The organism is Granulosicoccus antarcticus IMCC3135, assembly GCF_002215215.1.
Classification (GTDB): Bacteria; Pseudomonadota; Gammaproteobacteria; order Granulosicoccales; family Granulosicoccaceae; genus Granulosicoccus; species Granulosicoccus antarcticus.
The window spans coordinates 3,570,196-3,582,853 of the sequence record NZ_CP018632.1; the positions used below are offsets into that span (position 1 = coordinate 3,570,196).

A 12,658-nucleotide genomic window follows, 5' to 3' on the forward strand; every position below is an offset into this window, starting at 1 on the left:
AGACACTGAGGAAGGTGCGCGATCGATGGAATAAGCGCAGAAAATCAGGCTTTGCAATCCGCAGTCTGCTCAATGATGGCATCGGCTAACAACCGAGCTGCACGCGAAGGCCGGTCTCCACTGAAGATTATCTGAAATGGATTGGCAAACGTAATACGCGAAGGTGCCAATGCGCGCAATCGGCCTGACTGCAGGCCCTCAGCTGCGTAGTGACTTGGTAGAAAACCAATGTAACAGCCCGAGTTCAACAAAATGAGAGTGCCTTCCATGTGTGCAGTGACTGCGCGCCATTCGAAATTGACTCCGCAAATGGGGAGGCGTTGCATATAGCTTCTTCCGGCGAAAGCGTGTTGTGCAAGTAGTGTTGCGTTGATTTTCCTGTTGGCCACCTTGAACAAGGGGTGGTCCTTGCCACAGTAAAGATGCTGGGTTTCCGAAAAAATGGTGATCGCATTCGAACTTGAAAAATGCTGCTGTTCTGGCAGTAGTACCAAATGGTAGCGGCCACCCAGTACGCCCTGTAATAGAACTTGTGGTGCTGCTATATCGAAATCTGGCTCGACTTTGGGTGCACGTATCGCCAATGTGCGAAAAGCTTCGTGCAGATTGAGGCTGCTGTTGGTCACCATGGCATCGACAGTACCGAAAGCCAGTTGTCCGTTGAGTTCGCCTTGCACATCGCCAACCTCGCCCTGAAAGCGCTCTATCGAGCCGAAGAGGTCGAGTACCGCTGAATGCACGCGACTACCTTCAAGGGTCAGTTGGAAACCACTACGGCCGCGTTCGCACAATCGCAGAGCCAGTCGTTCTTCCAGATGACGCATATGAGTCGAGATAGTCGACTGACTCATACCGAGGCTTGCTTGTGCCGCTGAGAAACCATTGCAGCGCACGATTTCGGTGAACACCTTAAGCAAGCGCAGATCAATGTCGTTGAGCACCAAGTGATGCTGACGGTGGTTGTAATTCGATTTGTACATACATTGAGAATTACACAAGTAAACATCAAAAATCAGATATTTTTATAGCCTGAAATACTGAATATGCTTGTCGGAAATGGAGAGATGAACAAATGACAACGAACTCTTACGACAGTGGGCGACTGAATCTTCCCTTTGTGGGTATCAGTACGTTTGGCAAGTCGCCTTATCTGGCGGACTGGGACAACATCGATGCTGATGTCGCCATTCTTGGGGCTCCGTTCGATTTTGGTACTCAATGGCGCGCTGGAGCACGCTTTGGCCCACGGGGTATTCGCGAGGCCTCAACGCTGTTCTCATTTGGTCACGGTGGCGCCTACGATCATGAAGATGACGTCACTTATCTGCCAGCCGACAAGGTTCGAATCGTTGATCTGGGAGATGCCGATATCGTACATACGGACACACAGCAATCACACGCAAACATTGCCTACGGCGTGGAAAAGATTCTCGCAGCCGGAGCCTTGCCTGTCGTATTGGGTGGTGATCATTCAGTCAATATTCCTTGCATCAATGCGTTTGAGAAAGACTGCACTGTTAACGGCCCCATACATCTGGTCCAGTTTGATGCGCACCTGGATTTTGTAGATGAACGCCACGGGGTACGTTATGGGCATGGCAACCCGATGCGTCGAGCAGCAGAAAAGCCCTATGTTACTGGTCTGACTCAGCTCGGTATTCGAAACGTTTCTTCTACAGCCAAAGACGGTTATGAGGCCGCTAGATCCATGGGCTCAAATATCCTGTCAGTTCGGCAAATTCGAGCACTTGGGGTCAGTGCGGTATTGGAACAAATTCCAGTCGGTGTCCGTTACTACATCACGATTGATATCGATGGCTTCGATCCTTCCATTGCACCTGGAACAGGCACGCCTTCACACGGCGGTTTCATCTATTACGAGGTGCTAGAACTTCTCGCAGGCCTATGTAAAAGAGGGACCGTAGTTGGTGTAGACCTGGTCGAAGTGGCACCGGATTACGACCACTCTGGCACCACGACAACGTTGGCGGCGCAGGTGCTGATGAACCTGATTGGCAGAATCATGCACGAGAAGCAGACTTGAGCCTGGGCAACTTGCTTTTGTGTCGACCTTGCTTCACCGAATCAGTGTACCCAACCAGTCGAGAAACACCCCCAGCCGCCGCAACCCTGAAATGCGCGTCAGATAGAGTGCTGAGATCTCTAGCGGCTCGGAATCCAGCTGTCCTGGAAACAGCTCGACCAGGCGGCCTGCTGCAATATCTTCTGCGACTCCGCTCGGAATTCAGCGAGTCGTGGGGCGAGTACGTGAAGGGCGAAGGGAACAGGGGCATTCACGCGCAGAGGTCCGTCAGGGGCTTGCCCGGTGGTCGTGATCTCTTGCAGGCATCCGGCCCGATCCAGAATGTCGCGTGCGGCGGCCAGAACAGTGGAACCTTCAGGTGTGATTTCGACAAGTCGCGTGGTTCGGCGCAGCAGGAAGACGCCTAGTTGCTGCTCCAGCCGGGTTAATGAACGGCTCAGTGTTGAGGCAGACACACCTCGGTTTCGCGTGGACTCGGCAAAGCCACCTCGACTCGAGAGCTGGCAGTTCTTGTTGGCAAAGGCTGTTTGTACAAACTACCCGGTGGTGGTCGAAGTACACGCTACGCCCTGAGCGCGGTAACGCATTCTGGATGAAATGCTACAAACAGTTCTGAGTCATTATGGGCGGTGGGATCTGCACTGTTGAGATAGCATCGTTAGACTGCTTGTATCGCGCTACTGAAAAATGTGATCGCCATGCCAATGAATGCTATCCCACTGAAGCGAGTTAGCTTTTCGACCAAGTGCTGACTACCTGTCTTCTTCAATACATATTCCACCGTTTGCGCTATAACCAAAACCCATAGCCCACAGATCAAAATGTGTGTTAACACCAGGAGAAAGGAAGAGGTAACAGTATTGTTTGACCCCTGGATAAATTGCGGAAAGACCGCTAAATAGAACAACGTGATTTTTGGGTTAAGAGCACTGATAAACAGCCCGTCTCTGAAGCAATTGAATAACTCATTACTGCATGTCTGCTCATCTGTACTATCAAGCAGGATGTCTATTTCTGAGTCTGAACTGAAACCATTGAAGCCACATGAAAACAGGGCATTGGTTTGTACAGGCGCCCAGTTGTTTCTTACAGGTGACGAAAAGGTAACTGGCGTCAATAGAATATCAACGGTCGCTGTAATGAAGTCCGAACTCGCTTTTTGTTTGCGGATGGGGACAACTGATTTGATACCCAAATAAAGCAAGTACCCGGCCCCCGCTATTTTGATAACGGCCAACAGCAACGGTTCAGCAGCAAGCAATGCGGACATGCCAAAAATAGCCAGTGCACCATGCATCATGTAAGAGAACCCAAATCCAGAAAAATTTGCCAGCGCGCCAATCTTTCCAAAAGTTGGGACGCTACGGATGATGAGGAAAAAATTCGGCCCCGGGCTGATTTCAATCAAAAAAGCCATTACGGCAAAGCCTGCAATTAACGAAATATCCATCTCATGCTTCCATCAATACATCAAGTGTGGGCTGTAAAGTTCGTACACTATTTATTCGTCAAGTTTTGGATAGAACGATCACAAAATATCAAACGAGCTTTTATGATCAGTTTCATGCACTGCACGCGAATAACGATAATCTCTATGGGCTGTCAAAATTTCTGGAGAATCGACTTCAAGAATGATTCACCGTGCCCAGTTGCGTGTTCTGAAAAACTTATATCGTTTCTGTTCTTAAATGTCAGAGTAAGCTTAAGCATGATTCCATTTTTGAGTGTCGGCTATGCCCTAAACTTTGGCGGAGGGCGGTATTTTTACCTCATGATTCAATCCTCAAGGATGGGAGTTTCGACCTCTGTATTTCTCTGAACCCACTGGCGGTTACTGGAGGGTTTGTAGCAGCGCAGCCATACGTGATGCAATCTCGAGTGGTGCGGCAAATATGGTAGAACTTGTGCGACCACTCGCCTTGGTTCGGGACGTGCCAATCAGAGTGTCTGCTGACTCTGATAACCGCGTAACACTCCCTGATCAGAGCACGGGCAAACCCAAAATCGATCGCATGGTCATGCTGAAGCTGACATGGTTTGGAACTCTGATTCATCGCATAGCCATAGTTCCCGATGATAAACTCACTACTTGGAGAACTGTTTTTGATACTCTGCTGGCATCAGGGATGTCGGCATTTAAACAGAGAAGGGCTTGATAGGCTGTCTAAAGAACTCAATAGGAACGACGGTGATTCAATTTGCGGGGTGAGGAGGAGAGACATGCAGTGCAGATATCAGTAGGAACGCCAGAGTTCGTCAGGTATCGTGCCGCTCAACTGTATGACGTCGCCTTCGGTAGCAAGTTAGCGCTGGCGGTGCCCGACGAAAAGCAGCGTATCGATATGCTCGCTAAAGGGTTCGTGCTAGAACACTCAATTGCTGCCATCACGAACGGTGAGCTGGTGGGGCTGGCAGGTTTTCCGACCCCTGATGGATCACTGACAAGTGGTATCGGGTATCGATCGTTGTTGTCGGATTTTGGGTTTCTTGGCGGGAACCGAGCAGCTCTCGTATTCAGCGTATACGACCGAGAGTCGCGCAAAGGGGAGCTTCTGATGGACGGTATTGTCGTCGATGCATCGTGTCGTGGCCAAGGGATTGGAACGCAACTGTTTTCCAGTTTGATCAAGCTGGCGATAGAGCGAGGATACTCGACGATCAGACTGGATGTGATCGACACCAATCCTGCAGCCCGACGATTGTACGAACGTCTGGGATTCGTTGCTACGAAGACAGAACGATTTGAGTTCCTGAGATGGCTGTTAGGATTTGGTGCTTCGACAACCATGATCTATTCGTTGCAGAGCAGCGATCCATAGAAGGTATGCTGGATCAACAAGCTTTGTAAGGGGATACAAAATTGAAACAGATTGACCTGCTCTCGATCTCTGATCTGGATTTGCCCACGGTTGAACAGCTTGCAGTGCGTGCAATCGAATTGTCTGAACATTGGGACAATCGCACTATGCCTCAAACACTCACGGGTACCCGTATCGGTCTGATTGCTGAACTTCCCGGGTGGCGCAATCCGACTGCACTGGCTTTAGGCGTCGCCACAATGGGCGGTACATGCGTGACCGTGACGGCCAAATTGCAAGGCGCAGAATCTGTCGAAGATCTGGCCGGGTATATGGACAACTGGTTTGATCTATTGGCAGTGCGTACACCACAGCTTTCCCAGCTTCGTGAGTTTTCTGGGTCACTCGTTGCTCCTGTCATGAACCTGCGTACCCATGACAACCATCCGTGTGAAGTGCTGGGTGACCTTGGTTACGTGCTCTCGGTACGAGGGTCGTGGGACGAGCTCAAAGTCGCTATGGTGGGCCCTGCAGGGAACATAGCGCGTTCCTGGGTTGAAGCAGCTGCCGTACTTCCGATTGAGGTCGTGCAGGTAGCACCACCACATCTTGCGCTTTCAAAAGATGAGTTTGGATCACGATCCAGCACGACCAATGATCTGCGTGTCATTGAAGAGGCGGATATAGTCGTCACCGATTGCTGGCCAAACAATGCAAGTAACGAGGAGAAAGAGATACTCGGCTCCCTGCGTATCGATTCAATCACGCTGGATCGCTGCCGCGCTGACGTTATGTTCATACCGTGTCCGCCAGTGACGCGCGGTGAGGAAGTGTCGATCGGTGCAATGAAGCATGAAAAATGCCTTGCCACACCGGCCAAGGCATTTCTGATGCATACGCAAAATGCGTTTGTCGAAAAGGCAACCAGACGAACCCAACAACTTGGCTCAGGTCGTGATAAAGACTCTTCATGAACAATCGCGCCCAGGTTCAGAACACTGATCACATCCTTGGGAACATGCTCATAGTTCTGGGTGTTGATCGTCAGCGGTTCATCGTTCGTATCGTCGTCGGCGTTGTCAGGCACGTCGGTGCTGCCTTCATCGATAACGCTACCCTGTTTTTACCCCGCGCGACCAAAATAACAGTAGATCAGAATTCGAGGTACCATATTCACGCCTCGGCGATACGCCTACTCAGGTCAGTAAACAATTAGTCGCCTCTTTCACTTTCAATCACATCTTGCAAAGTACCGCCATGACCTCTATCGCTGATCACCCCTTGCGCTACGCCATGACGAACGAGCTGCATGCGCGGCCCTTTCCCGTTGTTGCAGCACCCAGTCGGGCCGCCTACCTGGCTATCAAGCCGGCAGCGAATGCAGCGGGGCGCGACAGGGAGGCAGATCGAGTTCATTTGATCTCTTTACTGGATCGTTTTGGTGCGCAGCATCCACAACCGGGAGCAACACATTACTCAGGCACTATTGGCAGGCATTCATTGAAATGGGAAAGCCACACTGAGTTCGTGACTTACACGATATTTGGTTTAGGTGTTGCGGAAACGCCCTTCGATGCACAAACCTTCTCTGTCTTTCCCAAGCAATGGCTGGCTGAATCGCCAGGCACGCGCATTACATCTGCTTTGATAAGAGTGGAGGTGGCTGAGGGTGACGAAGGCATCTTCGAAAAGGCTAACGACTGGTTTGTGCCTGAAAGTCTCGCCATCAGCCGGGTATTGAATGATGGCTTGGTGATGGCTGGGGATTTTCGTATCGATCATTCAGGGCATATGCGGTTTGCATTGTTCGTTCGACCCGGAGTGGGGGAGCAGCGGATCGGAAGAGTCATGCAGCGGCTGTGTGAAATTGAGACGTACAAGGCGATGTCAATGATAGGCCTGCACCAAGCCAGAGTCCTCAGCCCGCAAATGGAAGGCATTGATAAAACTCTGACCTCTCTGCTATCAGACATGATTGGCACCATTAACAAGCCTGATGTGATGCTTCAGTCATTGTTGGAAGTGTCAGCAGAGTTGGAAAATATCGTTGCCCAGTCATCTTTCCGATTTGGCGCGACTGAGGCCTATAAAACCATCGTGAATCAGCGCATCAATATTCTGCGTGAACAACGATTTCAGGAACTCCAGACCTTTGGTGAGTTCATGATGCGCCGATTCGATCCTGCCATGCGAACGGTAAAATCAACTCAAGAAAGGCTGTCGCACATGTCAGATCGTGCACAACGTGCCAGCGATCTATTGCGTACCAGAGTCGATGTGGAACGCTCTGCACAGAATCAGGAACTGCTGACATCGATGGACATGCGGGCGGCATTGCAGCTGCGGTTACAACGTACTGTTGAAGGACTATCGGTGGTGGCTATCAGCTACTACGCAATCAATATAGTGCTCTATGCCTTGGGGCCACTGGAAAAGTACTACGGCATATCAAAAACAGTCATGGCAGCCACGGCAACTCCGCTGGTTCTACTGGGTGTCTGGTGGATGCTAAAGAGAATTCACAAGCACTTTGATTAATAGGACTCGTGTTTATGCGTGCTCGGCTTTGTCGGCGGCGGTTTTTTTCTACTGACAGTTTCTGTCAGTAGGTGGATCTACACTGATTGCTCCTATCCACAGATACCAGAGCCACAACATGCGCCTTTATCATCATCCCATGTCCACCAATGCTCGGCGGGTCCTTATGACAGCTGAGCACCTTGGCATCAAGCTTGATCTCGTGCTGGTTGATCTGGCCAAGGCTGAGCAGAATGCGCCAGAGTTTCTGAAGCTTAATCCGAATCAGCGAATACCGGTATTGGAAGATGAAGGATTCGTGCTCTGGGAGTCTTACGCCATCATGCAGTACCTGGCAGACATCACGCTTGGGCAAACCGTGTATCCCGTCGATCCCAAGGCTCGAGCAGATGTCAATCGCTGGCTCTTCTGGTGCGCTCAAGACTTCATGCCCGGAGTTTCCATACTCAACTGGGAGAACTCCATAAAAACAATGATAGGCATCGGACCGTCCGATCCAGAGGCTGTGACTCGAGGGGAGAGTCTGCTAGGCAGTGCCGCAGGAATCCTGGACGAGCATCTTGCCAATTGTGAGTGGATCTGCGAGTCTGGTCTCTCATTGGCAGACTTTGCAATCAGCGCACCGCTGGCCGATCAGGATCGCGCCTGTCTTCCAGTGAAAGAGTTGAAGAATCTGCAACGATGGCTCAAGCAGGTGCAGGCTCTTGACGCATGGACGAATACCGATTCCTGATAACCGAGTTCGAAGATTCAATGAGCAAGGCCATCCGGCTGCAGCAGTTACTACAAGAAATCCGCCTGCATACGCCTCCTGTGACGGCTGACACTCTGGCAGCCGCGATGGCAGTGTCTGAGCGAACGATCTACAGGGATATACAAACGCTTCGTGCCTCAGGCGCTGTCATTGAAGGGGAGGCGGGCTATGGTTTTACCCTGATTGAAGATCCGGCGATGCCCCCGCAGGTTTTTAAAAGGGAAGAAATCGAAGCTCTGGTGCTGGGGCTTCGAGAAGTGCAGGCCGTTGCAGATCCCGCTTTGGCCAAAGCAGCGGAACATGCGTTGGCAAAACTGCATGCATCACTTCCACCGCGTTTGAAGGGCTACCTGAAACATTCGGTGCTGCACGCAAAGCGATTCAGTGCCCGGCCGGTCATCACTGTCGATGTAAGCCAGCTCAGAGAAGCTGCATGGCTGGAAAGAGCAATCGATATATCCTACATCGATGCCAAGGGTGCTACTTCCAGTCGTCGGATCTATCCGCTTTCCATCGTGTATATGGATGAGGCGCTGGTGTTGGTAGCCCATTGTTGCCTGCGAAAAGAGACTCGTGTTTTCAGGCTGGACAGGCTTCAGCACGTCGAGATATCGAATGAGAGTTTTCATCCGAAAAGGGTGCCGATGTTGGCTAAGGCGATGAAGGAGCTGATGAAGGGCTGAAAGTCCTAGTTTGCACTTTAGAGCCTACAGGCGCAGATTGGAATTTATCGAGCGACGACTTTGACAGTGATACTACAGCACAGGGATGACAACAGACTGCGCAAAAGATTCGATATTTCATCTCAAGACTTGAGTGATTTCCAGCTACCTCGTGCCTCAGTAGCCCGATGCCCGGTTGAGCAGAGGCGTGGGCAATGCGCCGCTTTCCAGTTTACGGATATTCTCGATGATGAGCGCAACTGCGGATGCTGCAAACGTGGCACCCGACATGTGCGGTGTGACATGCACGAGGGGATGGCTCCAGAAGGGATCACCCATCGGTAGCGGTTCGATCGCGAAGGCGTCCAGAGCAGCGCCCGACAGATGACACTTGTTCAGTGCTACTAGTAAAGCCGCATTGTCAACGACGGCGCCGCGACTGATGTTGACAAAAAATGCACCGGGTTTCATCGCATCAAAGGCATCTTGTCCTAAAAGATGTCTGGTACCGTGGGTCAGTGGCAGGCAATTTATCACCAAATCCTGATTCTCCAGGAAACTGCCTAGCCGATTGGCACCTGATGTAGTTTCTATTCCATCGATACTTCGTTCTCCAGCATCCCAGCCACTAACCGCATAGTCAAAACTGCGAATTCGAGTGGCAACTTCCAAGCCGATACGACCCAACCCCAGGACGCCCACTCGAAATTCACAGCCTGGTGGAATAGCAAATCTGTGCCAATGCTTCTCGGATTGTTGTGCCCGGTAATCGGCATATCGCCGGTGCCGCTCCAATACCCAGTAGAGTGCATGGGCGGCCATGTCTCTGGCCACTGCCGGATCGGCAAGCAGGACCACCGGCACCTCGGGAAGAGAGGAGTCGGCAATCAGATGTTCTGCTCCTGCACCCAGTGAAAAGATTGCCTTGAGACCAGAATAGCGTTGCAGGTCTCCGGGAGGGTGGTTCCACACTAATGCATAAGTGATTTCAGTCGGATCAAATACATCTCCATGCCGGCGAACTGTGACCTCGGGCCATTGCCGTTCCAGTTCAGCCTGCCAGCCGTCATTGTCATAGCCGTTGTTGTTGAGCAGAAGTGTCATGGGCAGGAACAGCTCCGAAAAAGTGGTTAGAACTTGTATGAAGGATCAGCTTTTTCAACTTGACGCAACAGGGCAGGCCATTCGTATTTGCCCAGTGGGAAATCGGCGTATTGACGATGCGCCAAATTCCAGATCCCTTCAGTGCTCTTATCCAGAGGTAGCCCTGTGGACAAAGCATCCACCATTACGCGACAGGCTCGTATGGTGTAATGCAGATTCATGAACGCTTCTCCCGCTGTTTCGCCGACAGCCAGAAAGCCGTGATTGCGCATGATCAGACATTTTTTGCCCTTGATGTTCTGAGCTAAGCGATCACGCTCATCCAGAGTCAGTGAAAGCCCTTCCCAATCGTGATAACCAATATCGCCATAGAGCATGGAGGAGTCCTGTGTAAGGAAGTCGAGTCCATCCTTGAGGGCTGTGATCGCCAGACCTGCTGGTGCGTGTGAGTGGAAAACCACCTTCATGTCGTGGTGCGCATTATGGATGGCTGAATGGATGACGAAGCCTGCAGTATTGACATCACTGGGGCCATGAAGAACATTGCCAGTCTCATCGATCTTGATCAGATTCGAGGCGGTTACCTCGTTGTAGAGAAGTCCGAAGCGGTTCAGCAGGAACTGATGATCGGTTCCGGGAACCCGCATCGTGATGTGGTTCCAGATCAGATCGTCATAGCCGTAGAGGTTGGCGAGACGGTACAAGGCGGCCAGGTCGATCCGTGCCTGCCATTCTTCCTGTGAGATGTTTGCGTGGCCACCCGCGGCTGAGAAATCATCGGCATTCAGTTCACGTGACATGTTTCTTTCTCCGTCGTTTTATTGTGAGATTGCGCTGCGGCAGAATTCCGCAAAGGCATAGAATTGGCATTTTCGAGCAGTTTGATGGCCATCAAGTGATTTTGATCAAAGCCGAATTTCTGAACTGCTTGAGCGTAAATCGCTTCGACCTGAGTACACATCGGCAAGGTAGCCTCTACCGATTTCGCCAACTCCAGAGTCAGCGCCATGTCCTTGTGTGCCAGCCCCAGAGCAAACCCAGGATCATAACTTCCGTCCAGAATAGCGGGCCCATAGCGGTCGGACACATAGGATCGGCCGGTACTGTTCTGGATGATTGACAGCATTCTGTCAGCCGGCACGCCACCTTTGACACCGAGCATGAGTGCCTCAGAGAGCGCAACGGAGTGCAGGTAGCACAGCACGACCTGAGCAATCTTGGCAACATAGCCTGCACCATGGGAACCCATATGCTGAACATTTTCGCCAACGATATTCAAAAGTGCTTCGTTTTTTGCGAATATCTCTGCCTGACCGCCAACCATGATTGTCAGTGTCCCCTTGGCTGCTCCTTCGATTCCACCGCTGACCGGTGCGTCAAGAAAATGAACGCCAGCAACTGTTGCCGCACCCCGTACCTCACGCTCCACCTCCAGGTTGTTGGTAGACATCTCGATCCAGGTACTGCCCTTTGACATAACGGCCAGAATGCCTTGAGGGCCGGTCGCCATAGCCTGTGTGACTTTTGGGTTGGGCAATGAGGTCATCACCACATCTGCACCGGTTGCTGCATCGAGAGCACTAATAGCGGGCTGTGCGCCCAACGCACAGAGCTGCGCCACCTTGTCAGGGTCCAGATCGTATACCGTCAGCTCATAGCCGGCTCTGGCAATGTTCCTGGCCATCGGACCACCCATATTTCCGAGGCCGATAAAAGTAATCCGCATTGCTATCTCCACCTAAAGGTTCGCTTGAAAGCGACAGTTGCGCGGCGTCACCGAATTCGCATACCGGACGCTTGGATCTAGCATGGAGCATCAATCACGACTTGACAAGTGAATATAATTAGCAGTTAGTATCGAATAATCCGATGCAGAGGCCTTCAACATGAACATCGAGCACATTCGCGCATTTTTAGAGGTCACGGCAACAGGCAGTTTTCAACTGGCCGCCAATAAGCTGAACGTCACCCAATCCACGGTCAGTGCCCGGATCAAGGCGCTCGAGGATCGGTTGCGGCAACAACTTTTCCAACGCAAACGCAATGGGGTGGTATTGACAGCAGGAGGGCATCAGTTCCACAGCAGCGCAATCAATGTCGTACGTGCCTGGGAACGGGGACAGCAGGTTGTCAGCCTGCCAGAAGGTCAAAGCACGCTGATCAGTATCGGCATCGAAGAGAACCATTGGCCACTGCTGGTGACTGATCTTCTAGCCCGCTTTGAATCCACTCTGCCAGATGTGGCCACCAGTGTTCTGGCTGAACCGTCGAATTTGCTGATGCAGAAACTGCGGGGAGGGCTGTTGGATATGGCGATCTTGTACGACCCTCAGCTTTGCGCCGAGGCCACCATTGAATTTCTGGTGCAGGAGGATCTGGTTATGTATTCCACCTCCCAACGAAAGGTTGAATCTGGAATCGTGCCTGGCTATGTTTTCGTGGACTGGGGTGACTCATTCCGTGCACTGCACAGCGCACATTTCCCTGGTGTTTTCAGTCACAAGCTTACATTGCGACAATCGTCGATTGCACTGGAACACATTCTCAAACATGGAGGGTCTGGCTATTTTCTCAAACGGATTGCGGATCCTCTTGTCGAGGCCGGTCGCCTGTTCGTTGTGAGTGAGGCACCTGTTTTACAGCGAGCATTGTTCGTTGCTGTGCGAACCGAGAGCGCCTCACCTGATTTGATCGCGACAGCCGTTAAGGCTGTGCGTGACACCATCGAGTGAACTCTCACTCCTCCTTTCTACTACCC

At 51.6% G+C, this 12,658-nt stretch carries 12 protein-coding genes and 1 pseudogene; 7 read left to right on the forward strand and 6 right to left on the reverse strand.

The annotated features are described in order from the left end of the window. Positions 1 to 44: 44 nt before the first annotated feature. Positions 45 to 980, reverse strand: coding sequence for a LysR family transcriptional regulator (locus IMCC3135_RS15245; RefSeq protein WP_088918409.1), 936 nt, complete (start codon positions 978 to 980; stop codon positions 45 to 47). Positions 981 to 1,072: 92 nt separating this feature from the next. On the opposite strand from IMCC3135_RS15245, the gene speB reads away from it, so the two are divergent. Further along, positions 1,073 to 2,044, forward strand: a complete 972-nt coding sequence (speB, locus tag IMCC3135_RS15250) for an agmatinase (RefSeq protein ID WP_088918410.1) — start codon at positions 1,073 to 1,075, stop codon at positions 2,042 to 2,044. A 119-nt stretch (positions 2,045 to 2,163) separates the two neighbouring features. Here speB and IMCC3135_RS15255 read toward each other — a convergent pair. Both IMCC3135_RS15255 and IMCC3135_RS15260 read right to left on the reverse strand, forming a co-directional pair. After that, positions 2,164 to 2,529: pseudogene (locus IMCC3135_RS15255) on the reverse strand (LysR family transcriptional regulator); the annotation flags it as partial. 173 nt (positions 2,530 to 2,702) lie between these two features. Continuing rightward, the gene (locus IMCC3135_RS15260) at positions 2,703 to 3,494 is read right to left on the reverse strand and encodes a LysE family translocator (protein ID WP_088918411.1); all 792 of its coding nucleotides are present in this window, start codon (positions 3,492 to 3,494) and stop codon (positions 2,703 to 2,705) included. Positions 3,495 to 4,269: 775 nt separating this feature from the next. Here IMCC3135_RS15260 and IMCC3135_RS15270 point away from each other — a divergent pair. The 5 genes from IMCC3135_RS15270 to IMCC3135_RS15295 all read left to right on the forward strand — a co-directional run bounded on the left by IMCC3135_RS15270 (position 4,270) and on the right by IMCC3135_RS15295 (position 8,817). Continuing rightward, positions 4,270 to 4,863, forward strand: a complete 594-nt coding sequence (locus IMCC3135_RS15270) for a GNAT family N-acetyltransferase (RefSeq protein WP_088918413.1) — start codon at positions 4,270 to 4,272, stop codon at positions 4,861 to 4,863. A gap of 41 nt (positions 4,864 to 4,904) precedes the next feature. Then, the gene (locus IMCC3135_RS15275; protein ID WP_088918414.1) at positions 4,905 to 5,816 is read left to right on the forward strand and encodes an ornithine carbamoyltransferase; all 912 of its coding nucleotides are present in this window, start codon (positions 4,905 to 4,907) and stop codon (positions 5,814 to 5,816) included. A 283-nt stretch (positions 5,817 to 6,099) separates the two neighbouring features. Next, a complete protein-coding gene (locus IMCC3135_RS15285; protein ID WP_088918416.1) occupies positions 6,100 to 7,380 on the forward strand; it encodes a DUF3422 family protein in 1,281 nt (426 codons plus the stop codon). A 118-nt stretch (positions 7,381 to 7,498) separates the two neighbouring features. Continuing rightward, on the forward strand, positions 7,499 to 8,113 hold the full coding sequence (locus tag IMCC3135_RS15290) for a glutathione S-transferase family protein (RefSeq protein ID WP_088918417.1): 615 nt from the start codon (positions 7,499 to 7,501) through the stop codon (positions 8,111 to 8,113). Then, on the forward strand, positions 8,092 to 8,817 hold the full coding sequence (locus IMCC3135_RS15295) for a helix-turn-helix transcriptional regulator (RefSeq protein ID WP_205738060.1): 726 nt from the start codon (positions 8,092 to 8,094) through the stop codon (positions 8,815 to 8,817). The genes IMCC3135_RS15290 and IMCC3135_RS15295 overlap by 22 nt, the downstream gene beginning before the upstream one ends. A 156-nt stretch (positions 8,818 to 8,973) precedes the next feature. Here the strand turns inward: IMCC3135_RS15295 and IMCC3135_RS15300 are convergent, their stop codons facing one another. From IMCC3135_RS15300 to IMCC3135_RS15310, 3 genes are read right to left on the reverse strand one after another with little or no spacing between them, the layout of a single operon-like run. Then, a complete protein-coding gene (locus tag IMCC3135_RS15300) occupies positions 8,974 to 9,900 on the reverse strand; it encodes a 2-hydroxyacid dehydrogenase (protein WP_088918418.1) in 927 nt (308 codons plus the stop codon). 26 nt (positions 9,901 to 9,926) lie between these two features. After that, entirely contained in the window at positions 9,927 to 10,700 is a 774-nt protein-coding gene (locus IMCC3135_RS15305) for a class II aldolase/adducin family protein (protein ID WP_088918419.1), read from the reverse strand. Then, positions 10,685 to 11,626, reverse strand: a complete 942-nt coding sequence (locus IMCC3135_RS15310; protein ID WP_088918420.1) for an NAD(P)-dependent oxidoreductase — start codon at positions 11,624 to 11,626, stop codon at positions 10,685 to 10,687. Before IMCC3135_RS15310 ends, IMCC3135_RS15305 begins: the two co-directional genes overlap by 16 nt. A 160-nt stretch (positions 11,627 to 11,786) precedes the next feature. Between IMCC3135_RS15310 and IMCC3135_RS15315 the strand changes: the two genes are divergently transcribed. Continuing rightward, positions 11,787 to 12,632 (forward strand): LysR family transcriptional regulator, encoded by an 846-nt coding sequence (locus IMCC3135_RS15315; RefSeq protein ID WP_088918421.1) that lies wholly within the window; start codon positions 11,787 to 11,789, stop codon positions 12,630 to 12,632. Positions 12,633 to 12,658 lie beyond the last annotated feature (26 nt).